Consider the following 23995-nt stretch of genomic DNA (forward strand, 5'->3'; position numbering starts at 1 on the left):
TAATTACAGGACGCTAGAAAAAATGGCTCAGAAGGGCAAAGTTAAGTGGTTCAACGCTGACAAGGGTTACGGTTTCATTACTCCGGACGTCGGCGGTACCGATGTTTTCGCACACTTTTCCGCCATCCAGGGCCGCGGCTATCGCAGCCTGAACGAAGGCCAGGAAGTCGAATTCGAAGTCAAGGATGGTCCGAAAGGACCTCAAGCGGCCGAAATTCGCCCGCTCTAAATCGGGAAATCCCAATTTCCCGTCCGCCAGGCCAGGCCTGGCTGCAACGCCCCAAGACCCTCGGGTCTGGGGCGTTGTTTCGTTTGGGGCCGGGTTCCGCGCCTGCGTCTGGCATAGGGTGGCTTTCACCGATACTTTTCGTCGCGGTGGGAACGGCGCCTGGAAAGTGGAATTCGAAATGAAGGGCCGTTCGCTAAAGACGCCGGGCGGTTGGAGTTCGTCCGCTCTGAATCGGCAGAATGCAATTTTCCTTCAGGCTTGGATAGACCAGATCAAAGCTGGCCAGGCCGAGCTTGACCACTACGACCCGGTCTCCTGCCGGGGCATTCTTTCATTTGGGGCTGGCTTTCACGCCTGCCTTTCGCCATATGTTAGTGCCCACTAACATATTCTCGGTCCGTGGATAAGTTTGTGGATAATTATTTTTGGGCATGAGTATTTTCATGCTCAGTAATGAAGCAACGGGGTTATTCGCCTTGTGCTTTTGCACAGTTATCCCAGTTTTTCGTGAATCTGCCCGCGCCTGCCAGGGGCTCTGGTCGAGGACTATCCAGCTTAGCGAGCCCTAAGGGGAAAAGCCGCTTTTCCCTCGCAAATACCGGCGTTTGGCGCGTTTTTCCGCTGCTTTTGCAAGGAGCGACGGATAGGGCAGGGATTATTTTTTGTGGCCCCATGCGTTGATTTTGTGGGCATCCGGGGACGGTTGTTCACAAAGATATCCCCATCGCGGTTATGCACAGAATTAAGTCTTTTGGCTTCCAAAATCCTGTTTGCTTCCTGTGGATAGAAATGGGGATAGCGGGGTCGGCGGGCGATGGTATGAGTAAGTTTGCCGGTACCGGCCGGCCTGTTCATCCGAGAAAGGACGGCGCATCGATGCAGATCCTGGTTGTGCATTTTCAAGCCCGCGGGTTTTCCACAACGTGCGGAAGATAACTGGAATCTCAGCCAAATGGATGATGGCGGGGTTGACAGGACGAGCGCAAGATAATTGCCTGGTCAATGAATCTTGCGGTCGCGGCGTGTGTAGGCTCGGCAAACACGCGGGATGAAACCAGCATTGGATAAAACTGGGGATAAGTCGATAGGCGCGATCGGCAGGCGATTTGGACTGTTCCATGGGGGCATAGTTCCCGTGGACAAACCTGCTGGCCAGGATCGTGCTTTTCCGTGCCCAAGGGTTGGGGTCCGCATCTTATCCACAAAGTTTTCCACGGCATTTCGCGTTCGCGGAGTGCCCGCCTTTGCGCTTCCTCCTGCGCCTCTTTTCCGTCTTTTATCCATGCCCGACAGCCCGCTCTCATAGGGACGGCGTTGCGCATTTGTGCATTTTCATGGATCTGGGCACTTTGATATCTGCATGAGTCGCGGCCGATCTTTTGGGCCCGGCGCGGATTGTTTGGCCGACTTATCCCCAAACTTGTTCCACGTGAAACGCCTGGCCAATCTTATTGGTTTGCAGGCTCGGGTGTTGATAACCCTGTTATGAACTTGGTCGTCGCGGATGCAGCAGTCAACGGGATCGAGAAAAATTTCCACGCGCTTTTTTTTGGGTCGAATGAACCACGACTTTCATGTGCGTATGCGCCATGCTCTCAAGAGCCATCCATTGCCCGAGGCTGCACTCAAACGGTGGCACCCATTATCCCCGGTTTGCGTTCATGACATTCGCTAGCATGCGCAGCTGCTGTGGCCGTCCTCGTTTCACGTGAAACAACAAAAAAAGGAAGTTTTAGGGGTAGGGGTAGGGTAGGGTCTAAAAAGTCGAATTTTCTTCGACAGTTCTGTCGTGGAGTTGAATGGGACAGAGCGAACTGCCAGATGATTTGTGAGATACCAATCTCATCGCGATGGTCCTTCGGCGGATAGTGGTGGAACATTGGAGCTAGTTTCATCTTTGCTTTTAGCTGACGATCATCGTCCGAATGAGCTGTTTCACGTGGAACAACAGGTCCTTGAAGGATCAATCGACTCATAGTTTGAGTATCTATCCGAAGCCTTGAGTGGTGTTTATGAATCCCGAAAGGGATAGTGTCTGGTGCTATGGGGCCAACACAGGGCTGCTTCTAATTGACGTGGCCCCTGGACGAGGTGCTGTTTCACGTGAAACAACGGCAGTTATTGCGGGACGCACTACCTCCGTCGAGACATCAGACGCCGCCAAAGGACCGGTTCTCATCAGCTGAGGCAAGGAGAAGAGTTGTGCCTCAGCATAGAACATGCATTGATTGGGGGGTAGGGTCGCTGGTTGAGCAGGGAACAGGGCGCCTGGTTTGCGATGTTTCACGTGAAACAATGGCAGTTCTTTATCTCACCCCCCCCCCTTGTTGAGCTTTCGGAATCAGTGAAAGTCACGGCAATTCTCGGCTGTATAAACGGACGGGACAGCCACACCTTAGGGGCGGCCCATACTAAGGGATTGCCACAAGTTGGCGGTCAAAGACACGCTCAGGCTCCCTATGTTTCACGTGAAACATAGGCATTGGCGTTGTATAGATTGGCTCGATAGCCAGGGCTATTGGATGCTGCAAGATCTAGCCTAGGTGTGCGCCTCAAGCACAGGCTGCAAGGTAACGTGTCCTAGAAAGTGGCCATCGCCTGGATTGCCGGGCCACAGACAGGAAGGTGGACTTATCCTTCAGCGAGGAGGCCAGGGCTAAATAGGGCATAGGTATTCATCGGCATTACTCGCTCCCAGGACGCCTGCATCAGGGGGCCAGGAGAACGAGGCGAAGGATTGGTCCTTCATATCGTCGCGAATATCGTGCCTTGTCGCCCTGGGCCGCGCTGAATGACAACTCATTCAAGTCCTAAGTTGGCCTTTGGAGCTGGGTCTATGGGAGCGTCCACGGTATGCGCGCCATTGAAGGATCCATATATAGGGCGGTCAGGCGGCGAGGATACCCGGTTGGCTCGGGGCCTACGCGGTATGTTGGGTGGTATGAGCGGCGGTCAGTCCAGACCGATGCCTGCCTGCCAGACAGATGTTCCACGTGAAACATGAGATCCGAGCGCTCTTCATGCGGCTGCGGATCGGGTTTGGCCGATCACGATATGCGCTGGCGCCCTGGGTATGGCCTCGATGTTTCACGTGGAACATGAGTGATCCAGGCTGGTCGAGAGGAGATTCGCCGGTCGAACTAGCAGCACAAAAGAAGGCAGCGGACCAAACACGCCGGAGAAAGTGGGGTAGGGCGTTACATCCCTTGCAGATGTTCCACGTGAAACATGGGAGTGAAACGCCGGCAAATGCCGACATATTGTGCACGGCTACCGCCTGGTCGTTGCCATTTGCCTACGACGGTTTGCTCAGCGCATGGTCCTTTGCTGCACCGAAACATGTTTCACGTGAAACATGCTAAGCCTGCCTCTATAATGAGCACCGAACGCTCTCTTACCTCCCCATCATGGACTATCCCCGCACATTCGATGTCATCGTCGTTGGTGGCGGCCACGCCGGCACCGAGGCCGCTCTGGCCGCGGCTCGCACCGGCGCCCAGACGCTGCTGCTCACGCATAACATCGAAACCCTAGGCCAAATGTCTTGCAATCCCTCCATCGGTGGGATCGGCAAAGGCCATCTCGTCAAAGAAGTCGACGCCCTGGGCGGTGCGATGGCATTGGCGACCGACGAGTCGGGCATTCAGTTCCGAATCCTGAACGGGTCCAAGGGGCCGGCAGTGCGCGCTACCCGCGCCCAGGCCGACCGTGTGCTTTACCGCAAGGCTATCCGCGGCCGCCTGGAGAACCAGCCCAATCTTTGGCTGTTCCAGCAGGCCGTCGAAGACCTGATTGTGGAGGGCGACCGTGTCGTGGGAGCCGTCACCCAGATCGGCCTGAAGTTCCGAGCCAAGACGGTCGTGCTGACCGCGGGCACGTTCCTCAATGGTCTGATCCACGTGGGGCTGCAGAACTACTCGGGCGGCCGGGCGGGGGATCCTCCCGCCATTTCCCTCGGGCAGCGCCTGAAGGAACTCAAGCTTCCGCAAGGCCGCCTGAAGACGGGCACGCCTCCGCGCATCGACGGCCGTTCGATCAACTACAGCGTGCTCGAAGAGCAGCCGGGCGATCTCGATCCGATCCCCGTTTTCTCGTACCTGGGCAATGTCGCGATGCATCCGCGGCAGCTGCCTTGCTGGATTACGCATACCAACTCGCGCACGCATGACATCATCCGTGGCGGCCTGGATCGTTCGCCCATGTACAGCGGGGTGATCGAAGGGGTGGGGCCGCGCTACTGCCCGTCGATTGAAGACAAGATCCACCGCTTCGCGGACAAGGAGTCGCACCAGGTCTTCCTCGAACCCGAGGGCCTGGACACGCATGAGGTCTACCCGAACGGCGTGTCGACCAGCCTGCCGTTCGATGTACAGCTGGCGCTGATCCATTCCCTCCCGGGTCTGGAGAATGCCCACATCCTGCGTCCCGGCTATGCCATCGAATACGACTACTTTGATCCACGTGGATTGAAGAGCACCCTTGAGACCAAGGCGATCGACGGTCTGTTCTTTGCAGGCCAGATCAACGGCACCACGGGTTATGAAGAGGCCGCCGCGCAGGGTTTGCTCGCCGGCACCAACGCCGCTCTTCTGTCGCTGGAACGAGAGCAGTGGACGCCGCGGCGGGACGAAGCCTACCTGGGCGTGCTGGTCGACGACCTGGTTACGCGCGGCGTGACCGAACCCTATCGCATGTTTACCTCGCGGGCGGAATATCGCCTGAGCCTGCGCGAAGACAACGCCGATCTGCGGTTGACGGAAATCGGTCGCCGGCTTGGCATCGTCGATGACCAGCGCTGGGACGCTTTCAATCGCAAGCGCGATGCCGTCGCCGCCGAAGTCGAACGGTTGAAGTCCTCATGGGTGAATCCTCGCGTGCTGCCTGCCGAAGTCGCAGAACCGCTGCTGGGCAAGGCAATTGAACGTGAGTACTCACTAGCAGACCTGCTGAAACGGCCCAACGTTTCCTACGAAGCCCTGATGTCCGCCCGCGGTACGGACGGCACGTTGCTGGCCGGCCCGGGCGTATCGGCGGACGAGGTGCTGGCCGAGCAGGTCGAGATCCAGGTCAAGTACGCCGGCTACATCGCGCGCCAGCAGGACGAGGTGCAGAAGCACATCGCGCACGAACAGCAGCCCATCCCCGCGGACGTCGATTACGACGCGGTGACCAGCCTGTCGTTCGAAGTGCGCCAGAAGCTCAAGACGCATCGTCCCGAAACCATCGGCCAGGCCGCGCGGATCTCCGGCGTCACCCCCGCCGCCATTTCGCTGCTCCTCATCCACTTGAAGCGCCTGCATTACGGCTCGCGCAAGCAAGCGGCATGAGCCCGCCGGGCCGCCCCAAGGGCGAATACCGCAGCGCGGAGCGCGAAGGCAGTCCTATGAGCCCGCCGGGCCGCCCCAAGGGCGAATACCGTGGCGCGGAGCGCGAAGGCCGTCCGCATGCCGATCAGGCCGGAACCGACATGGCCGGCCGCCTCTCTCGCGCGTGCGAGCAGCTGGGGCTGGATGCCGACGCGGGCGCGATGGCCAAGCTGCTGGACTACCTGTCCCAGATGCAGCGCTGGAACCGCACCTACAACCTCACGGCGATCCGCGACCCGCAGCAGATGCTGGTCCAGCATCTGTTCGACAGCCTTGCGGCCGTAAGGCCCTTCAGCGAGGCGCTGGGCGCGCCGGGCACCGGCGCCAAGGTCTACGACGTCGGATCGGGCGGAGGCCTGCCTGGGGTTGTCCTGGCGATCATGCGACCCGATTGGTCCGTGACCTGCGTGGATGCGGTCGAAAAGAAGACTGCCTTCGTGCGCCAGATGAGCGGCGTACTGGCCTTGCCCAACCTGCAGGCGCGCCATGCACGCATCGAAACGCTGGAGCCCGCCCAGTGCAACATTGTCACGTCGCGCGCCTTTGCATCCTTGGACGATTTTGCGCAACTCGCAGGTCGTCACGTGCGCAACGATGGTACCCTCGTCGCCATGAAGGGCAAGCTCCCCGAGGATGAGATCCAGGCGCTGCATGCGCGCGGGGAATGGCAAGTCGATCATATTCAGCCGCTCCGCGTGCCGGAACTGCAAGCGGAACGCTGCCTGATCTGGCTGCGCCGTAGTCAAGGAACCCTATGAAGAACATACCCCCCAGCACAGCCGCCCGCGTATTCTGCATTGCCAACCAGAAGGGCGGTGTGGGCAAGACGACGACCGCCATCAATCTGGCGGCGGGCCTTGCCACGCACAACCAACGTGTGCTGCTGGTGGACCTGGACCCTCAAGGCAACGCCACGATGGGCAGCGGCATCGACAAGAATTCGCTTGAGTCGAATCTCTACCAGGTGCTGATCGGCGAAGCCAGCATCGAGCAGGCGCGCGTGCGTTCCGAGTCGGGCGGCTACGATGTGCTGCCGGCCAACCGCGAGCTCTCCGGGGCCGAGATCGACCTGGTGCAGATGGAACAGCGCGAGCGCCAGCTGAAGGCCGCAATCGACACCGTTTCGAGCCAATACGATTTCGTCCTGATCGATTGCCCCCCCACGCTGTCCCTGCTGACCTTGAACGGTCTGGCCGCCGCCCATGGCGTCATCATTCCGATGCAGTGCGAGTACTTCGCGCTGGAAGGCCTCTCCGATCTGGTCAACACCATCAAGCGCGTGCATCGCAATATCAACGACGACCTGCGCGTCATCGGCCTTTTGCGCGTGATGTTCGATCCGCGCATGACCTTGCAACAGCAGGTGTCCGCCCAGCTCGAAGCGCACTTCGGCGACAAGGTCTTCAAGACCGTCGTGCCGCGCAACGTGCGGTTGGCCGAAGCACCCAGTTACGGCATGCCCGGCGTCATCTATGACCGCGCGTCACGCGGCGCCCAGGCCTACATTTCATTTGGTGCCGAAATGATCGAGCGCGTAAAGAAGGACTTGAAGTAAGCCGCATCCATGTCCGCTTCCGCGCGCCTTGCTCCGATACAGACGTCCCTTCGTCGCCCGCCGCCCGCCGATGCGCGCGACGGCCTGCGCACGCGTCTGGAGGAAGCCGCGTTGAACGCGACGGCGGTCGGCGCCCAGGTGCTTTATGATGGCTGGCTGGTGCGTTTCGCGCATTCGGCGGCCAAGCGCGTCCGCAGCGTGAATGTGCTGGGGTTATCCACACGTACGCTCGACGAGCGGCTGGCGTATTGTTCATCGTTGTATGCGCGCCATGGCCTGCCCATGGTGTTGCGCATTACCTCCATCGGCCCCGATTTTTCCCTCGACGCCGAGCTGGAGTCCCGCGGCTATACCCTCACCGACGAGACCCGAGTCATGTGCACGCCGCTCGTCCCCAGGCCCTGCGCCCGGGGCGACCTGCAATTCCGTACGGTGGATGCCGGGCGCTTCGCGGCGGCGGTGGGGGAGATGCGCGGCTCGTTGCCCGGGCACGTCTATGAACACAGGACGCGCCTTCAAGGGCTGGCTGTGGATATCCAGCCGGTGCTCGCAACGGACGCGGTCGGGCAGGCCATGGCCGCGGGCCTGGCCGTCCGCGACGGCGATCTGCTGGGCCTGTTCGACATCGTGACCGACCCCGGGCAGCGGCGCAAAGGCTATGCCGGCTCCCTGGTGGAACATTTATTGGCGGAGGGCGCTGCCGGCGGCGCCACGACAGCCTATTTGCAGGTTGAGCCGGAAAATTCAGCCGCGCGCGCCTTGTATGGCCGCTACGGTTTCAAAGACTGTTACGCGTATTGGTACCGCTTGCCCGCCGAGCACGCGGAAGCCTGAGCCTTGCTCGAAATACAAAAACAGAAGGAAAGAGGATTTAACTATGGCCACCAAGAAACCCAAGGGATTGGGCCGCGGACTGGACGCCTTGCTCGGCGCCGACGCGCCCGCCATCGATAACATCGGCAAGGCCGCGGCCAAGCCCGAGGGTCCGCCGTCCACGTTGCCCGTCTCGAAGATGCGCGCTGGCAAATACCAGCCGCGCACGCGCATGGACGAGGGCGCATTGGGCGAGCTGGCCGAATCGATCCGCACGCAAGGCATCATGCAACCCATTCTCGTGCGCGCGCTGGGCGAAGCCGCCCCCGGCCACTACGAAATCATCGCGGGCGAACGCCGTTTCCGCGCCGCCCAGATCGCCGGCCTGAAGGAAGTGCCCGTGCTGGTCCGCGAGGTGGCCGACGAGAATGCGGCAGTCATGGCGCTGATCGAGAACATCCAGCGCGAAGACCTCAATCCCCTGGAAGAAGCGCAGGGCGTGCGCCGCTTGCTGGACGAATTCGGCCTTACGCATGAACAGGCCGCGCAGGCGATCGGCCGCTCGCGTTCCGCCACCAGCAATCTGCTGCGCCTGCTCAACCTGGCCGCGCCGGTGCAGACCATGCTGCTGGCCGGCGACGTGGACATGGGCCATGCCCGCGCGCTGCTGGCCGTGGATGCGGCCACGCAGATCCAGCTGGCCAACCTGATCATCGCGCGCCGCCTGTCGGTGCGCGAAGCCGAAAAGCTGGTCGCCAAGACCGCCAAGGACGCCGACGCGTCCGCCTCGCCCAAGAAAAAGGCCAATGGCGCATCGCGCGACCTGACCCGCCTCGAAGAAGCCCTGTCCGACCATCTCGGCACGCGCGTTGCGCTGAAGGTGGGCGCCAAGGAAAAAGGGCAGATCGTCATCGATTTCCACGGCTGGGAGCACCTGAATTCCCTGCTGGAACGCCAGGGACTGTCCGGAGTGGTGGATGCCTGATCGCGCGCTGCCTGTCATCGCCGTATTGGCGACGGGCGGCACGATCGCCGGCGCCCAGGCCGACGCGACCTCCGCGGGCTACAAGGCGGGGTCGTTCTCCGTCGCCGACCTGCTGGCCGCCGTGCCGCAGTTGGCGGGCATCGCCGACATCCGCGCCGAACAGATCGCCAACGTCGGCAGCCAGAACATGACGCACGACGTGTGGCGGGCCCTGGCCAGCCGCGTGGACGCGTTGTGCCAGGACGCATCGGTGGCGGGCATCGTCATCACGCACGGCACGGACACGCTGGAAGAGACGGCGTATTTCCTCAGCCTGGTGATCCGCCACGATAAGCCCATCGTGCTGGTGGGCGCCATGCGTCCCGCCACCGCGCTGGGCGCCGAGGGCCCGGCCAATCTGTATAACGCCGTGGCGCTGGCGCGCCATCCCGACGCCCGCGGCCGCGGGCCGCTCGTCGTCATGAACGAGGACGTGCACTACGCGCGCGAGATCCAGAAGATCGCCAGCGCCGGATTGTGCGCGTTCGGCTCGCCGAACCGGGGCCGCGCCGGCGTAATGCATGGCGGCGCGCCGGTCTTCTATTCCCGCAACACCACCGCGCACACCACTGAAAGCGAGTTTTCACTCGCATTGCTGGAGAAGGCCGGATGGCCTCGCGTGGACGTGGTCTATGCGCACGCCGATCTTCAGGCCGACCTGATCGATTTCCTGGCAGGCGCGGCCGACGGCATCGTGCTGGCAGGCGTCGGCGACGGCAATGCAACCGATCTCGCCATCGACGGATTGCTGCGCGCGGCGGCCGGCGGCGTGGCGATCGTGCGCTCCAGTCGCACCGGCAGCGGGTTCGTGGCGCGCGATGTCGAGATCGACGATGGCGGCATGGGATTCGTCGCCGCGCGCGACCTGAATCCGCAAAAGGCGCGCATCCTGCTGATGCTGGGCCTGTCCCTCACGCGGGACGCGGTGGCCTTGCAGCGCCTGTTCGACCGCTATTGAAGAAGGGGCGTGGCGGCTAGGCCGCCACGTCGCCTTGCTGCGCCAGGCCGAGATTGGTCCGCAGCATGTCATAGACCTGCCGCGTCAGCGGATTGATCAGGTCGCGCCTTATCCACAGGAAGTACGTCACGTCCGGCAAGGGCGGCAATCCTTCCTTTTCACCCAGCACGCGCATCTCCGGTCCCAGCAGTTCCACGCTGCGCGCCGTCACGCCCAGGCGCGCGCGCAGCGCCGCCTTTATCCCCACCAGGTTCGGCGCCACGTAATTGGTATGCCAGCGCACGCGCGCCTGCTCCAGCGCATTGAGAGCCAGGCGGCGGAAGATGCTGGGCTCGTCAGCCAGCACGAGCGGCACCGGCGCGTGCGGGTCGTGGACATAGTCCGCGGACGCCAGCCACACCGTGGGCGAAGTGCGCAAGGCCACGCCCTCGAAGTCCTGGTCGAAACGCGTGGAGATCGTGAGGTCGATCTCGCCGGCCCGCAGCGCGTCCATCAAGAACGGGCTGCGGTCGGTGCGGATCTCCAGTTTCACGCGCGGCGCCGAGCGCGCGATATGCATGAGCAGCGTGGGCAGGATGGTGTCCGCCACGTCCAGCGGCGCGCCCAGCCGCAGGTCTCCTTCCAGCGGTCCGTCCTGCAGGGCGCGCAGCGCCTCGTCGTTGATGGCGAGGATGTGCCGGGCGTACTCCACCAGGCGCCGGCCGTGGGACGACAGCACTTTGTTGCGGCCCTGTTTTTCGAACAACGGCTGGCCGATGGTGGATTCCAGCCGCTGCATCTGCTGCGTGACGGCCGACTGCGTTTTGTAGAGCCGGTTGGCCGCTTCCGAGAACGTTTCGTACTGGGCGATGGCGGTCAGGGTGCGGAGCAGGTCCAGGTCCAGGTTGCGCATGGAAGCTTCAAAGTATTAGGAACGCTAATGGGATATTAAGGCAATTTAAATTGTTCGAGGTCGAACCGGGGGATACATTAAATCCGATAACGACCGACGACAGGGAAAATCAAAGTGAGCAATCCGCATCCTCATCAAGCCGGCATCGACGGCGCCATCGGAAATATTAAGAAAACTGTAGGAAATAAGGGGCTGAACCGAGACAGTCTGAAGCTGGTCCTGGACGAGCTCGTCGGGCTGGCGGCTCACACCGACTGGTGGGCCGCGGACCGCTATCCCGCTCCGGAAGACGGCGAGCGCCAGGCGCGCTACCTGATCGCCGAAGATGCCGACAAAAGCTATGCGCTCTACCTGAACGTGATGCGCCCCGGCAAGCAGATCGTCCCGCACAATCACACGACCTGGGCCTGTATCGCCGCCGTGGAAGGCGTGGAGCACAACTACGTCTACGACCGCCTCGACGACGGCTCCGTGGCCGGCGTGGGCCGCCTGGAAAAGACCGGCACCGTCGTCGTCGGCCCGGGCGCCGGCATCGCGCTGATGCCGGACGACATCCATGCCGTGGAAATCCAGGGCGACAGCGTCATCCGCCACCTGCACATGTATGGACGCGCGCTGGAAACCCTGAATGAACGCCTGGCGTTCGACCTGGAAGCCGGCACGTGCAAGGTCATGCCGATCGGCGTGCAGACGCGGCGCTGATCATGGAAAAGCGCCTGCGGCCCGCCACGCGCCTGCTGCGCGCCGGGCGTCCCCACCAAGGCTGGGTGAATACGCCCGTCACGCGCGCCAGCACGTACGTCTTCGACAGCGTGCAGGCCTGGCGCGATACGCGCGCCCGCCGCGAAGAGGAACGCCTGCCGTCCTACGGCGCGCGCGGCACGGATAGCACCCATGCGCTCGAAGACGCGCTGATCGAGCTTGAGGCCGGCCATCGCGCCAAGCTGTACCCCACGGGCCAGGCGGCGATCGCCACCGTGCTGCTCGCCTATCTGCGGGCCGGCGACCATGTGCTGCTTACCGACGCGGTGTACGAGCCCGTGCGCCGTTTCTGCGCCGAGCACCTGTCGCGGCTGGGGATCGAATACACCTATTACCGGCCGGACGGCGCCGGCGTCGCGGCGCTCATCCGCCCCAACACGCGGATGATCTACGCGGAATCCCCCGGCTCGTTGACCTACGAGATGCCGGACCTGCCCGCGCTCGCGGAACTGGCGCGCCGGCACGAGTGCTGGCTGGCTGTGGATAACACCTGGGCGTCCGGCCTGCTCCAGCAGCCGCTCGCACTGGGCGCGGACATCTCCATCCTGGCGGCCACCAAATACCTGGGCGGACATGCCGACGTGATGATGGGCGCCGTCGTGACCAACGCGCGCGCCTGGCGCGCCCTGGAGCGCGCCACCATAGACCTGGGCCAGACCGTTGGCGCCGATGACGCCTATCTGGTGCTGCGCGGCATGCGTTCGCTGCCGCTGCGCCTGGCCCAGCACGCCCGCAGCGCCTTGCGCGTCGCGGATTGGCTGCTGGGTCGCCCGGAAGTGGCGCGGGTACTGTGCCCGGCCTTGCCGGGAGATCCTTCGCATGCGCTCTGGCAGCGCGACTGCCGCGGCGCCAACGGCCTGCTGACGGTGGAGTTCTCCCGTGAATACCGCGACGAGGACGTCGAGCGCCTGATCGACGCCCTCCAGCTTTTCGGCATCGGCGCTTCGTGGGGCGGTTTTGAAAGCCTCGTGATCCCGGTGCGCCTGGAAAGCTGCCGGTCTCTGCCCGAAGCCGAGCCGCGCGGGGCCATGGCGCGCCTGCATATCGGCCTGGAGGATCCCGAAGACCTGATCGCCGATCTCGAACACGCGCTGTCCGCGCTTTCCCCCGTTTCCCGTTCCCTCTGAATCCGATGACGCACCCCACCCAAAATTCTTCCGTCGCCGACGTCGACTCGCACACGCTCAAGCAATGGCTGCATGACGGCGGCGAGATCGCCCTGCTGGATGTGCGCGAGCATGGCCAGTATGGCGAGTCCCACCTGTTCTACGCCGTGCCGGTGCCCTACAGCCGGCTGGAGGTGGAGGTGCTGCGGCTGGCGCCGCGGTGCGATGTGCGGATGGCGGTCTATGACGAGGGGGGCGTCGACGATACGGCCGCGCGCGCGGCGCGCGCCCTGGCCGCGCTGGGCTACACCCACGTGCACCGCCTGGCCGGAGGCATCGCCCAGTGGCGGCAGGATGGCTACGCCGCATTCGCCGGCGTGAACGTGCCCAGCAAAACGTTCGGCGAACTGGCCGAAGAAGTTTTCCACACCCCGCGCATCGGCGCGCGCGAGTTGGCCGAGCGCCAGCGGCGCGGCGACGACCTGATCGTGCTGGACGGCAGGCCCTATGCCGAATACCAGAAGATGAGCATTCCGGGCGGCGTGTGCTGCCCCAATGGCGAACTGGCGCTGCGCGCCCATACGCTGGCCAGCAACCCCCGGACCACCATCGTCATCAATTGCGCCGGCCGCACGCGCAGCATCATCGGCGCGCAGACGCTGATCAACCTGGGCGTGCCCAATCCCGTCTATGCCCTGGAAAACGGCACGCAGGGCTGGTATCTGGAAGACCTGCAGCTGGAGCACGGCGCGCTGCGCCGCTATGGCGACGACATTGCCGCGCAGGACGTGCCCGCGCTGGCGCAACGCTCTGCCGCGCTGGGGGAGCGCCATGGCGTGCCCACGGTTTCCGCGGGCGAGGTCCAGGCGTGGCTGCGCGACGGCACGCGCAGCACGTTCCTGTGCGATGTGCGCAGCGCGGAGGAATACGCGCGGGGCAGCCTGCCCGGCGCGCAGCATACGCCGGGCGGGCAGTTGATCCAGGCCACCGACCAGTACGTCGCCGTGCGCGGCGCGCGCATCGTGGTGTTCGATGCCGAAGGCGTGCGCGCGCCGGTCATCGCCAGCTGGCTCAGGCAGATGGGCTGGGACGCCAGCGTGCTGAAGGAAGGCGTGAACGCCGCGCTGCCACGCGCCGAGGACGACACGCCGGCGCCGGCTATCCGCGTGCTGGACGACGCCGAGCTCGCCGCCGCGTTGACGCAAGGCGCGCAGCTTCTCGATATCCGGCCCGGGATGCGCTACCGCGCCCAGCATATCGCCGGCGCGCGCTGGGCGATCCGTCCGCGTTTCGACCGCCTGCGCCTGGACGCTTCGCGGCCGGTGGTGCTGCTGGCCGAAGACATCGCGCTGGCCGCATGGGCGGCGCAGGATCTGCGGGCGCTGGGCGTGAACGATATCAGCGCCAATGCCGGCACGCCGGCCAGCTGGTCGGGGCAGGGCATCGCGCTCGAATCCACGCCCGCCGAGCCCGCCGACGCCGAGTGCATCGATTACCTGTTCTTCGTGCATGACCGCCACGACGGCAACAAGGCGGCGGCGCGCCAGTACCTGGCCTGGGAGACCAACCTGGTCAGGCAGATAGACGAACGCGAGCGCGCGGCCTACCGCTTCCCGGCCCGTTGAGAGGCCGCGCCGTCCGGGCCCGTAGGGGGCCGGCGGCCTGGCCGATGCATCCACACAGACAGTACGCCCCGCGGCGCGCGCCGCCGGGGTGCGGACGGTTCATGGGGAACCGGAACGCAAAGGACGGCCGAATCAGCGGCCGCCAACACAAGGGGAAATCCAGATGAAGCACATCGCATCGAACGTTTGCAGGACCGCGGCCATTGCCGGCCTGTTGTGGGCAGGCGCCGTCCATGCCCAGGCGCCCGCGCCGCTGGCCGACTATCCCAGGCAGGCCATCACCATCGTGTCGCCGTTCCCGCCCGGGGGCGGCAACGACGGCGTCGCCCGCCTCATCGCCCAGGAGCTCGGCACCATCACCGGCCAGAGCGTGGTGGTGGAAAACCGCTCGGGCGCCGGCGGCAACCTCGGCACCGCGCAGGTGTCGCGCGCCAAGGCCGACGGCTATACCCTGGTGATGTCGCAGACCAGCGTGATGGCCGTCAATCCGCGCCTGTACAAGAACGTGGGCTTCGATCCGTTGAAGGATTTCACGCCCATCTCGCAGATCACGTCCGCGCCGCTGGTGCTCGTGGCGCGCACCGAGAGCCCGTACAAGACCCTGAACGACTACCTGGAAGCGGCGCGCAAGCAGCCTGGCGTCATCACCTACGCCACGCCCGGCAACGGCACCATGAGCCACCTGATGGGCGCGCTGGTGTCGCAGAAGGCGGGCGTGAAGCTCGTGCACGTGCCGTACCGCGGCGCGGCGCCGGCCATCACCGACCTGATGGGCGGCACGGTAGACATGCTGATCACTTCCCCGGCATCGGCCGAGCCCATGGTCGCCGCGGGCAAGTTGCGCATCCTGGCGCTCAGCCACGAAAACAGCATCGGCCTGTTCAAGGGCGCGCCCACGCTCAAGCAGGCGGGCATGGAAGGGATCACCGCCGATGACTGGTACGGGCTCTTCGCGCCGGCGGGCACGCCGCCCGAGCGCATCGCCTATCTGGCGCAAGCGGTGGGGCAGGCGATGAAATCGCCCAGCGTGATCGCGAAGATCAACAGCGGCGGCAGCTGGGCGGTGGGCAGCCAGCCCGATGCGTTCAAGGCGCGGCTGCAGGAAGACACGGTCTATTGGGCCGGCATGGTGAAGGCCGCCGGCGTGTCGCTGGATTGATGCCGCCTCAGACGGCGACGACGCGGCCGACCGCCGACTTCAAGGCGGCAAAGGCCGCCGACTTCTGCGCGCTGGTGTTCGTGACCAGGTGGTCGATGCGGTCGGCGCCGCAATAGGACACCCGGCTGCACAGGCCGATCTTGCTGAAATCGGCCAGCAGCACCAGCTGCTTGGCGTTGGCGGTCATGGCGCGCGCCACTTCGGCCTCGCGCAGGTCGTAGTTGGTGGCGCCGCATTCCGCGTCCACGCCCACCGGCGACAGCAGGGCCAGGTCGGCGCGGTAGCGGTGTATCTCCGCGATGGTGATCTCGCCGGCGGTGGCGCACACCGGGCCGCCGACCGAGCCGCCCAGCATGATGAGCTGGTTCGCGCCACTGCCCGCAGTGCCCACTTTCAAGGCCACGTCGAAAGAGTTGGTGATGACGGTCAGGCCGGACAGCTTGGCCAGTTCGTCGGCCAGCACGCTGGTGGTGCTGCCGGCATCCAGGAACAGGGTCTGGCCGCTGGACACCAGGCCCGCCGCCGCGCGGGCGATGGCGCGCTTGTACTTGACGCGGGTGTGCACGCGTTCCGCGATGGGAGGCTCGCTGTGCACCGGCACGGCGCCGCCGTGCACGCGGCGCAGTTCTCCCAGCGCTTCCAGTTCCAGCAGATCGCGCCTGACGGTTTCGCGCGATACCCCGAGTTCTCCGACGATACGGTCGGTCGATACCTGCTGCAATGAAGACAGCAGGGCGCGGATTCTCTGATACCGCTCTTCTTGCCACATGTCCGATGCTTCCTAGTCTATGTCCCTATGTCCGCCGCCGCGCGGCCCAGGCAATGAGCGCGCGCAACACCAGCAGGGAACCTCCCACGACCAGCATGATAAGCGTTGAATAGGCGGCCGCCTGCGACACGAATCCGGCTTCGTCCAGGCGCAGTACGGAAACCGGCGCAACGCTGACGGACGGCGTGACCAGGAAGATCACCGCGGAAAGGGTGACCATGGAGCGCATGAACAAAAAGAAGAACACGCCGAGCACGGTCGGCCCGATGAGCGGCAGCACCGCGTCGCGCAGCACCCGCAGCGTGCCGCCTCCCAGGCAGCTGACCGCTTCCTCAAGGGCCTGGGGCACGGCGCGCATGCCCGTCATCATCGTCAGGAAACCCTGCGTGTGATAGTGGTAGAAATTGCACAGGGCGATCAGGGCGGCGCTGCCGTAGAGCGCGTATAGCGGCGTGCCGGGCGCGTTGAAGGCGAAGATATAGGACAGGCCCAGCACCAGGCCCGGCACGCCCACGGGCAGGACCGCCAGCATGTACACGGGCTTGGCCCAGGCGCGCGGGATGCGGCACACGCCGAAGCTCAGGAAGAAGAGCAGCAGCACGCCGCCGCCGGCGGCGGCCAGCGACAGGTACAGCGAAGTCCAGAGAGGCGCGTAGCCGCCGCTGACCGTAATGTCGTAGTGCTTCAGCGTCCATTCCATGCGATAGGGCCAGAGCCGCATGAAGCTGGCGAATACCACCGTGGCCACGGTGACGATGATGGTGCCGCAGGCCAGCAGCACGCCGATGCCGAAGGCCGTGTCGCGTCCCCGGGCGGGCTGCGGCGTGACCGGCAGGCCGCTGGGCGAAGCCGACCCGAACTGGCGCTGCGAGGCCACGCGTTCTATCTGCACCGATATCAACGACGGCAACAGCAGCAGGATGCCCACCACGGATCCCATGCCGAAGTTCATCTGGCCGGATACCTGGCTATAAATCTCGGTCGCAAGCACGCGGTAGTTGCCGCCGATCACCGCGGCATTGCCGAAGTCGGTGATGGTGATGACGAACACCACGAAGGCCGCGCTGAGCAGGCCGAACTTGCAGTTGGGCAGGGTGATGTCGAAGAACTGTCGGGCGCTGGACGCGCCCATGACTTCCGCCGCGTCGTAATAGCGGGCGTCCATATTGCGCAGCGCCGCCTGCAGGATCAGCACCGCCTGGGGCAGGGCGTAGAACACATTGGAGATGAGCAGGCCCCAGAATCCGTAGATATCGATTTCCCAGCCTGTCCAGCGATGCACCAGGCCATTGCGCCCCAGCAGGAAGATCAGCCCCAGGCCCTGCACCAGCGACGGGGCCAGCAGCGGCAGCACCAGCGCCACGCGCACGACGGCCTTGCCGCGCATGCAGCTGCGGTCCAGGCCGTAGGCGATGGCGAAGCCCAGCACGATGCTGACGGCGGTGGTGGCGACGCTCATGACCAGGCTGTTCAGCGTGGCGGTCAGGATGCCCCGGGTGGCGAAGACTTCGGCGTAGTTGCCCAGGCCGATCGAGCCGTCCTTTTCGACCAGGCTGTGCCAGGCGACGGTGGCCAGCGGATAGAGGAAGAACAGCGCAAGGCCCGCCATCGGGATGCCGACGCAGGTCCAGAGCAGCAGCCGGTCCGCCGACCAGGGCGCGCGCCCTGCCGGCGCCGCGATGGCCGTGCTTGCGTGGGAGGCGCTCATGCAGGGATTCCTCGCGAAAGGAGAGCGCTCCTCATACGCTGACCCAGGCGCACTGGCCCGGCTCCGCGTCCAGGCGCACGGGGGCGCCCCGCGACAGTCCGGCGGCGCCGTGCTGTTCCACGACCAGTTCGCGCCCGCGCCAGGCGACGCGCAGGCGGGTGAGATTGCCCATGAACGTCATGTCCTGCACGCGGCCGGCGCCGCGTTCGTCCGCCGCCACGCGCAGGTTCTCGGGCCGCAGGCAGGCTTCGTAGCGCTCGCTTGCGCCTTCGGGCCGCGTGGCCAGCAGTTCGGGCATGGCATCGCGCACCCAGTCCGTCGGCAGCAGATTGCTCAACCCGATGAAGTTCGCCACGAAGCGCGTGCGCGGCCGCAGGTACAGGTCGGAGGGCGAGCCCACCTGTTCGATGCGGCCGTCGTTCATGCAGACGATCTTGTCGGCCAGCGTCAGCGCCTCTTCCTGATCGTGGGTCACCATGATGGTCGGAATCTTCAGGCGGCGCTGCACCTCGTGGATTTCGGCGCGCATGTCGGTGCGCACGCGGGCATCCAGCGCGGACAAGGGTTCGTCCAGCAGGATCAACGCGGGATCCACCGCCAGCGCGCGCGCCAATGCCACGCGCTGCTGCTGGCCGCCAGACAGCTGGTGCGGATAGCGTCCGGCGTAGTCGGGCAGTTTGATCAGCGTCAGCAGCTCCCGCACCCGAGACGCGATGCGCTCGCGGCACTCGCCGCGGATGCGCAGCCCGTAGCCGACGTTCTCGGCCACGGTCATGTTGGGGAACAGGGAATAGGACTGGAAAACGATGCCGAAGCCTCGCTTGCGCGCGGGCAGGGCGCTCAGGTCCCGCCCGCCCAGAGTGATGGCGCCGCGGTCGAATGGCAGCAGCCCGGCCACGATGCGCAGCAAGGTGGTCTTGCCGCAGCCGCTGGGACCGAGCAGGCAGACGAATTCATGCTCGCCGACGGACAGGTCGATGTCTTCGAGCGCGACCGATCCGTCGAACGTCTTGCGTATTCCGCGCAATTCCAGGTACATGGCGTCTCCAGGACGGGCGGCGGCCGGCGCGGCCGGCCGCCAAGCCGTCAACGCTTGATGGTGTCCTGCCAGGTCTTGATCGTGGCGTCGCGTTCCGCCGCCGATTTCTGGAAGTCCACGGGATACAGCACCGTGCCCAGGTCCTTGGGCAGCCCCGCCGCTTCCGCCGCCTTGTTGGGGGCGGCGCCCGGGATGGTCACGAGTTCCTTGTACTTGCTGTACAGCCCGCCCGCCTGTTCGGACAGGGTCCAGTCGAGGAAGCGCTTGGCGTCGGCCGGGTTCTTGGCCGTCTTCATCAGGCCGGATGCTTCGAGTTCATAGCCCACCCATTTGGCGGGGATCACCATCTTGATGGGGTAGCCCTCTTCGATGGACTGCATGGCCGGGAAGGCGAAGGACACGCCGATCGCGTACTCGCCGGCGCGCGCCATCTTGCAGGGGCGCGAGCCCGAGGGCGTGTACTGCGCCACGTTCTTGTCCAGGTCCTTGAGCAGGGCCCAGCCTTTTTCCTGGCCCAGGCCCTGCAGCAGCGCGACAATCTGCAGGTAGCCCGTGCCGGAAGCCGCCGGGCTGGGGATGACGATCTCGCCCTTGTAGACCGGCTTGGCCAGGTCTTCCCAGGACGTGGGCATGGGCAGGTTCTTGGACTTCAGCCTGTCGGTGTTCACACAGAAGGCGGCCACGTAGCCGGTGGCGGCGAACCACTTCTTGTCGGCCCCCTTGTACTGCGCGGGCAGGGCATCCATGCCCTTGGCGGCATAGGGTTCCAGGAGGTTCTGCAGGCGCGGATCCAGCATGTTGCTGACGGCGAACCCCCAGATGACGTCCTGCTGCGGATTGGAAGCCTCGGCGATCAGGCGCGCGCCCAGGTCGCCGGTGGACAGCCGCAGCACATTGACCTTGAGGTCGGGCATGGCCGCGTTGGCCGCCTTCAGGTAGGCCGCGATCTCGTCTTCTTCGAGCGCGGTGTAGACGGTGATCGCGCCGGCATGCGCCTGCGCATAGCTTAGGGAAATTACTGCAACCACAAGACTGAGCTTCTTCATACATTGCATGATGGGACTCCGGTGGGAATACACGGCAACGGTGGCGAGCTACGTATGCGGACTGCGGCCTGCAAGACCAGGAAGCGAGTTGCAGTTTTATGTATGTTTGCAAATTTGTGGCAACGTGTCTAGACTGGAAAAACCTGTAGGCAGGGATTTTTTTGGCCTAGGGCCGGCCCCAGCTAGCACGCCCTTCCGGGGCGGCGCGGGAGCATTTATCTGGCTTGGGCGCATCCTGCCGCGCCGTGCCTGGAGGCATCCTCGATGCAGACTTCATTGCCGCTATCCCCGCCGCAGCTGGCCGCCTATTCCTCGTTCGCCCAGGGGCTGGCGGACAAGGTCCGGCCCTTGTCGCGCAAATGGTTCCGGCATCCGCTCGCGGTCGATACCAAGGCGGACGAAAGCCCGGTCACCCAGGCCGACCGGGAGGTCGAGGCCGCCTTGCGCGAGGCCATTGCCCGGGAATACCCGGAGCATGGCATCTTCGGCGAGGAATTCGGCGCATCGCGCGCCGAGGCCGAGCTGGTGTGGTCGCTGGACCCCATAGACGGCACGCGCGCCTTCATTTCCGGCAATCCGCTATGGGGCACGCTGTTGGCCCTGCTGCACCGGGGCAGGCCCGTGTTCGGGCTGATCGACATCCCCATGCTCGATGAACGCTGGATCGGCGCGGCGGACCTGCCCGCCAGCCTGAATGGCGAGGCCTGCCGCGTCAGCGGCTGTACCGAATTGCGCCAGGCCATCCTTTACGCCACCTCGCCGGATATCTTCGCCGGCGCGGAGCTGGCCGGTTTCGACGCGCTGGCGCAGGCGGCGCGCATGCGCCGCTACGGCGGCGACTGCTACAGCTACGGACTCCTGGCCAGCGGCCACGTCGACCTGGTGGTCGAGGCCGGCCTGCAGCCGTACGACTACCTGGCGCTGATGCCCGTGATCGAAGGGGCTGGCGGCGTCATTACCGATTGGTCGGGGCAGCCGCTGGGCCTCGGTTCCCAGGGCCGCGTGGTCGCGGCCGCCACGCCGCAGCTGCATCGCCAGGCGATGCGGGTGCTGGGGGCGGCCATGGCCTGAATGCCGCGCCGCCCGCCCGCAGGTCAACGCAACGCTTCAGCCACATCGAGGTGAACGAGCATGCATGCACTAGGGGTAGCAACGGTGGAAGACGCGGAGCGGCTGGTGCAAGCCAGCACGCTCTCGCACATCAAGGTCGGCTTGTCCGACGTCGACGGCGTCATGCTGGGCAAGTACCTGCGCCGCGACAAATTCCTGGGCGCGCTGCGCTCGGGGCTGGCATTTTGCGACGTGGTGTTCGGCTGGGATCTCGACGACCAGCTCTACGACAACACCAAGTACACCGGCTGGCATACCGCCTATCCCGACGCCAAGCTCAGGATCGTCCCGCATACAGGCCGCCGGCTGCCCCTCGAACAAGGCCCGGGGGGCGAGGACATGCTGCTGTTCCTCGCGGAGTTCGAGGGCGAGGCGGGCGCCATCTGCCCCCGGCGCCTGCTACACCGGATCCTGGACCGCGCCGCCGCCATGGGCTACGACGCCTACGCCGCCCTGGAATACGAGTTCTTCATGTTCCGTGAAACGCCGCACTCGGTGCGCGCGAAACACTACCGCAACCTCGAAAACTGGACCCCCGGCAACTTCGGCTACTCGGTGTTGCGCAGCACGGTGGAAGGCGATTTCTACCGCAAGCTCCTGGACATGTGCGAACGCATGGACATGCCCATCGAGGGCCTGCATACCGAGACGGGGCCGGGCGTGCTGGAGGCCGCCATCGCGGTCGACCTGGCCGCGGCGGCCGGGGACAAGGCGTTTCTCTTCAAGACCTTCACCAAGGCGCTGGCGCAGCAGAATGGGCTGATGGCGACCTTCATGGCGAAGTGGTCGCACGACCATCCGGGCCAGAGCGGTCACATCCATCTGTCGTTGCGTGACAGGAAGACGGGCCGCTCCGCCTTCTTCGACGAATCGCGCCCGCACGGCATGAGCGCGACGCAGTCCTCGTTCATGGCCGGGGTGCAGCGCTATCTGCCCGAGTTCATGGCCTTATATGCGCAGACCGTCAACAGCTACTCGCGTTTGGTGCCGGGGTATTGGGCGCCGCTCGATGCCACGTGGGGCATGGAGAACCGCACCACCGCGTTGCGGCTCATCCCCGGCAGCGACAAATCGCAGCGGGTCGAAGTGCGCATCGGGTCGGCCGACGCCAACCCGTACCTGGCCCTGGCCGCCGCGCTCGCGTCCGGCCTGCACGGCATCGAACAGGGCCTGGAGCCGGAGCCGATGGTGCAGGGCAATGCCTATACCCAGCAGTTTCCCGGCCACTTGCGGCTGCCGAATACCTTGTGGGAGGCCGCCCAGCGCCTGCGCGCATCCGAAGCCGCGCGCCAGCTGTTCGGCGACGCGTTTGTCGAGCATTACGTGGCGACCCGGGAATGGGAAGAACGCCAGTTCAGACGCCACGTGACCGATTGGGAACTGGCCCGTTACTTCGAAATCATCTGATCCCCATCCACCCGCTTGCGCAGGGCAGCCATGACCCAGGAACTCATCACCATCAGTCCGATCGACGGCCGCGAAGTGGTTCGCCGCCCCTACGCCAGCGACGCGCAGATCGCGCAGGCGCTTGCCGATGCCCAGGCCGCGCAGCCGGACTGGCAGGCGCTGGGCGTGCAGGCGCGAGGCCGCATCGTGTCCGACGCGGTGGATCGCTTCGTCGCATGGAAGGACGACATCGCGCGCGCCATCACCGTCCAGATGGGGCGGCCGCTGCGCTACACGCCGGGCGAGGTCGCGGGCTTCGAGGCGCGCGCGCGCCACATGATCGCCATCGCGGACGAGGCGCTGGCGCCGATCCGGATCCCCGCGCAGGCGGGCTTCACGCGTTTCATCTGCCGCGAACCCATCGGCGTCGCGTTGACGATCGCACCGTGGAACTACCCTTTGCTGACTGCCGTGAACAGCATCGTGCCCGCCTTGATGGCGGGAAACACCGTCATCCTCAAGCACTCCGACCAGACGCCCTTGTGCGCGGAATTCATCGGACGCGCATTCCGGGAAGCCGGCGCGCCCAAGGGCGTGTTCCAGTACCTGCACGCCAGCCACGACATCGCGCAGCGGCTGATCCGCGCGCCGGAGATAGGCTATGTGTCGTTCACCGGCTCCGTGCGGGGCGGACGCGCCGTGGAGGAGGGCGCGGCGGGGCGGTTCATCGGCGTCGGCCTGGAACTGGGCGGCAACGACCCGGCCTATGTGCGGGCGGACGCCAGGCTCGACCACGCGGTGGAGACGCTGGTGGACGGGGCCTATTTCAACTCGGGCCAGTCATGCTGCGGGATCCAGCGCATCTACGTGGCGAGGCCCCGGTACGAGGAGTTCGTGGAGCGTGCCGTCGCGCTGACGCAGGACTACGTGCTGGGCGATCCGCTGCACGCCGACACGACGCTCGGGCCGGTGGTGCGGACGCGGGCCGCGGAGGAAATCCGCGGGATCGTCGACGAGGCCGTGGCGGCGGGCGCCAGAAACCTGATAGATCCTTCGCGTTTCATTAAAGCGAGTAAAGGCTCGCCTTATGTCGCGCCGGCGTTGTTGACCCAGGTGGACCATCGCATGCGCGTTATGAACGACGAGTGCTTCGGTCCGGTTGTGGGCATCATGCCGGTCGACAGCGACGAGGAGGCCGTCGCGTTGATGAACGACAGCCCCTACGGCCTGACCGCGGCGGCGTTCACGCAGGACGAAGAGGCCGCGCTGCGCATTGGCCGGCAGCTCAGGACGGGCACGTTCTTCATGAACCGCTGCGACTATCTCGATCCCGCCCTGGCCTGGACCGGAGTGAAGAACTCGGGGCGCGGCGTATCGCTGTCGGCGGTCGGGTACGAGCCCCTCACGCAAGCGAAATCCTTTCATCTGCGCAGCGTCTGACGCGGCGC

Annotated in this window: 19 protein-coding genes; 14 read left to right on the forward strand and 5 right to left on the reverse strand. The window is 65.0% G+C overall.

What is annotated here, in order from left to right; all coding sequences use genetic code 11:
- Positions 1-22 precede the first annotated feature (22 nt).
- From ADE01S_RS06755 to ADE01S_RS06785, 7 genes are all read left to right on the forward strand, one after another.
- Positions 23-229, forward strand: coding sequence for a cold-shock protein (locus ADE01S_RS06755; RefSeq protein WP_006216596.1), 207 nt, complete (start codon positions 23-25; stop codon positions 227-229).
- Between the two features lie 3407 nt (positions 230-3636).
- Positions 3637-5556, forward strand: a complete 1920-nt coding sequence (mnmG, locus tag ADE01S_RS06760; RefSeq protein WP_062680805.1) for a tRNA uridine-5-carboxymethylaminomethyl(34) synthesis enzyme MnmG — start codon at positions 3637-3639, stop codon at positions 5554-5556.
- A gap of 140 nt (positions 5557-5696) precedes the next feature.
- Positions 5697-6353, forward strand: coding sequence for a 16S rRNA (guanine(527)-N(7))-methyltransferase RsmG (gene rsmG / locus ADE01S_RS06765; RefSeq protein WP_062681093.1), 657 nt, complete (start codon positions 5697-5699; stop codon positions 6351-6353).
- On the forward strand, positions 6350-7150 hold the full coding sequence (locus tag ADE01S_RS06770; protein ID WP_062680807.1) for a ParA family protein: 801 nt from the start codon (positions 6350-6352) through the stop codon (positions 7148-7150). Before rsmG ends, ADE01S_RS06770 begins: the two co-directional genes overlap by 4 nt.
- A gap of 9 nt (positions 7151-7159) precedes the next feature.
- Complete coding sequence (locus ADE01S_RS06775; protein ID WP_062680809.1) at positions 7160-7984, forward strand: GNAT family N-acetyltransferase; 825 nt, start codon at positions 7160-7162, stop codon at positions 7982-7984.
- Positions 7985-8027: 43 nt separating this feature from the next.
- Complete coding sequence (locus ADE01S_RS06780; protein WP_062680811.1) at positions 8028-8948, forward strand: ParB/RepB/Spo0J family partition protein; 921 nt, start codon at positions 8028-8030, stop codon at positions 8946-8948.
- Positions 8941-9945, forward strand: coding sequence for an asparaginase (locus ADE01S_RS06785; RefSeq protein WP_062680813.1), 1005 nt, complete (start codon positions 8941-8943; stop codon positions 9943-9945). The genes ADE01S_RS06780 and ADE01S_RS06785 overlap by 8 nt, the downstream gene beginning before the upstream one ends.
- 16 nt (positions 9946-9961) lie before the next feature.
- Here the strand turns inward: ADE01S_RS06785 and ADE01S_RS06790 are convergent, their stop codons facing one another.
- Positions 9962-10837 carry a LysR substrate-binding domain-containing protein gene (locus ADE01S_RS06790; RefSeq protein ID WP_062680816.1) on the reverse strand — a complete coding sequence of 292 codons (876 nt, stop codon included), beginning with the start codon at positions 10835-10837 and terminating at the stop codon, positions 9962-9964.
- 114 nt (positions 10838-10951) lie between these two features.
- Here ADE01S_RS06790 and ADE01S_RS06795 point away from each other — a divergent pair, with 114 nt between their 5' ends.
- The 4 genes from ADE01S_RS06795 to ADE01S_RS06810 all read left to right on the forward strand — a co-directional run bounded on the left by ADE01S_RS06795 (position 10952) and on the right by ADE01S_RS06810 (position 15489).
- Positions 10952-11539 (forward strand): cysteine dioxygenase family protein, encoded by a 588-nt coding sequence (locus tag ADE01S_RS06795; protein ID WP_062680817.1) that lies wholly within the window; start codon positions 10952-10954, stop codon positions 11537-11539.
- A 2-nt stretch (positions 11540-11541) separates the two neighbouring features.
- Positions 11542-12726, forward strand: coding sequence for a cystathionine beta-lyase (gene metC / locus ADE01S_RS06800; protein ID WP_062680819.1), 1185 nt, complete (start codon positions 11542-11544; stop codon positions 12724-12726).
- A 5-nt stretch (positions 12727-12731) separates the two neighbouring features.
- The gene (locus ADE01S_RS06805) at positions 12732-14330 is read left to right on the forward strand and encodes a rhodanese-like domain-containing protein (RefSeq protein ID WP_062680821.1); all 1599 of its coding nucleotides are present in this window, start codon (positions 12732-12734) and stop codon (positions 14328-14330) included.
- Between the two features lie 163 nt (positions 14331-14493).
- On the forward strand, positions 14494-15489 hold the full coding sequence (locus ADE01S_RS06810) for a Bug family tripartite tricarboxylate transporter substrate binding protein (RefSeq protein ID WP_062680824.1): 996 nt from the start codon (positions 14494-14496) through the stop codon (positions 15487-15489).
- 7 nt (positions 15490-15496) lie between these two features.
- Here the strand turns inward: ADE01S_RS06810 and ADE01S_RS06815 are convergent, their stop codons facing one another.
- From ADE01S_RS06815 to ADE01S_RS06830, 4 genes are read right to left on the reverse strand one after another with little or no spacing between them, the layout of a single operon-like run.
- On the reverse strand, positions 15497-16258 hold the full coding sequence (locus ADE01S_RS06815; RefSeq protein WP_062680826.1) for a DeoR/GlpR family DNA-binding transcription regulator: 762 nt from the start codon (positions 16256-16258) through the stop codon (positions 15497-15499).
- A gap of 25 nt (positions 16259-16283) precedes the next feature.
- On the reverse strand, positions 16284-17966 hold the full coding sequence (locus ADE01S_RS06820) for an ABC transporter permease subunit (protein ID WP_062680828.1): 1683 nt from the start codon (positions 17964-17966) through the stop codon (positions 16284-16286).
- A 31-nt stretch (positions 17967-17997) separates the two neighbouring features.
- A complete protein-coding gene (locus ADE01S_RS06825) occupies positions 17998-19005 on the reverse strand; it encodes an ABC transporter ATP-binding protein (RefSeq protein WP_062680830.1) in 1008 nt (335 codons plus the stop codon).
- A gap of 47 nt (positions 19006-19052) precedes the next feature.
- A complete protein-coding gene (locus ADE01S_RS06830) occupies positions 19053-20060 on the reverse strand; it encodes an ABC transporter substrate-binding protein (RefSeq protein ID WP_087881321.1) in 1008 nt (335 codons plus the stop codon).
- A gap of 255 nt (positions 20061-20315) precedes the next feature.
- Here ADE01S_RS06830 and hisN point away from each other — a divergent pair, with 255 nt between their 5' ends.
- Genes hisN through ADE01S_RS06845 form a run of 3 tightly spaced genes read left to right on the forward strand, consistent with a single transcriptional unit; the run spans position 20316 to position 23987 of the window.
- Positions 20316-21122, forward strand: a complete 807-nt coding sequence (gene hisN / locus ADE01S_RS06835; protein WP_062680832.1) for a histidinol-phosphatase — start codon at positions 20316-20318, stop codon at positions 21120-21122.
- 60 nt (positions 21123-21182) lie between these two features.
- Positions 21183-22568: a glutamine synthetase family protein gene (locus tag ADE01S_RS06840; protein ID WP_062680834.1), complete on the forward strand. Its 1386-nt coding sequence runs from the start codon at positions 21183-21185 to the stop codon at positions 22566-22568.
- A 30-nt stretch (positions 22569-22598) separates the two neighbouring features.
- On the forward strand, positions 22599-23987 hold the full coding sequence (locus tag ADE01S_RS06845; protein WP_062680836.1) for an aldehyde dehydrogenase family protein: 1389 nt from the start codon (positions 22599-22601) through the stop codon (positions 23985-23987).
- Positions 23988-23995 lie beyond the last annotated feature (8 nt).

Source organism: Achromobacter denitrificans NBRC 15125 (genome assembly GCF_001571365.1).
GTDB lineage: Bacteria > Pseudomonadota > Gammaproteobacteria > Burkholderiales > Burkholderiaceae_B > Achromobacter > Achromobacter denitrificans.

What these genes read in the sequence shown, in the direction of transcription:
- ADE01S_RS06755 (WP_006216596.1), top strand. Translation starts at nt 23, where the DNA reads ATGGCTCAGAAGGGCAAAGTTAAGTGGTTCAACGCTGACAAGGGTTAC.
- mnmG (WP_062680805.1), top strand. Translation starts at nt 3,637, where the DNA reads ATGGACTATCCCCGCACATTCGATGTCATCGTCGTTGGTGGCGGCCAC.
- rsmG (WP_062681093.1), top strand. Translation starts at nt 5,697, where the DNA reads ATGGCCGGCCGCCTCTCTCGCGCGTGCGAGCAGCTGGGGCTGGATGCC.
- ADE01S_RS06770 (WP_062680807.1), top strand. Translation starts at nt 6,350, where the DNA reads ATGAAGAACATACCCCCCAGCACAGCCGCCCGCGTATTCTGCATTGCC.
- ADE01S_RS06775 (WP_062680809.1), top strand. Translation starts at nt 7,160, where the DNA reads ATGTCCGCTTCCGCGCGCCTTGCTCCGATACAGACGTCCCTTCGTCGC.
- ADE01S_RS06780 (WP_062680811.1), top strand. Translation starts at nt 8,028, where the DNA reads ATGGCCACCAAGAAACCCAAGGGATTGGGCCGCGGACTGGACGCCTTG.
- ADE01S_RS06785 (WP_062680813.1), top strand. Translation starts at nt 8,941, where the DNA reads ATGCCTGATCGCGCGCTGCCTGTCATCGCCGTATTGGCGACGGGCGGC.
- ADE01S_RS06790 (WP_062680816.1), bottom strand. Translation starts at nt 10,837, where the DNA reads ATGCGCAACCTGGACCTGGACCTGCTCCGCACCCTGACCGCCATCGCC.
- metC (WP_062680819.1), top strand. Translation starts at nt 11,542, where the DNA reads ATGGAAAAGCGCCTGCGGCCCGCCACGCGCCTGCTGCGCGCCGGGCGT.
- ADE01S_RS06805 (WP_062680821.1), top strand. Translation starts at nt 12,732, where the DNA reads ATGACGCACCCCACCCAAAATTCTTCCGTCGCCGACGTCGACTCGCAC.
- ADE01S_RS06810 (WP_062680824.1), top strand. Translation starts at nt 14,494, where the DNA reads ATGAAGCACATCGCATCGAACGTTTGCAGGACCGCGGCCATTGCCGGC.
- ADE01S_RS06815 (WP_062680826.1), bottom strand. Translation starts at nt 16,258, where the DNA reads ATGTGGCAAGAAGAGCGGTATCAGAGAATCCGCGCCCTGCTGTCTTCA.
- ADE01S_RS06820 (WP_062680828.1), bottom strand. Translation starts at nt 17,966, where the DNA reads ATGAGCGCCTCCCACGCAAGCACGGCCATCGCGGCGCCGGCAGGGCGC.
- ADE01S_RS06825 (WP_062680830.1), bottom strand. Translation starts at nt 19,005, where the DNA reads ATGTACCTGGAATTGCGCGGAATACGCAAGACGTTCGACGGATCGGTC.
- ADE01S_RS06830 (WP_087881321.1), bottom strand. Translation starts at nt 20,060, where the DNA reads ATGCAATGTATGAAGAAGCTCAGTCTTGTGGTTGCAGTAATTTCCCTA.
- hisN (WP_062680832.1), top strand. Translation starts at nt 20,316, where the DNA reads ATGCAGACTTCATTGCCGCTATCCCCGCCGCAGCTGGCCGCCTATTCC.
- ADE01S_RS06840 (WP_062680834.1), top strand. Translation starts at nt 21,183, where the DNA reads ATGCATGCACTAGGGGTAGCAACGGTGGAAGACGCGGAGCGGCTGGTG.
- ADE01S_RS06845 (WP_062680836.1), top strand. Translation starts at nt 22,599, where the DNA reads ATGACCCAGGAACTCATCACCATCAGTCCGATCGACGGCCGCGAAGTG.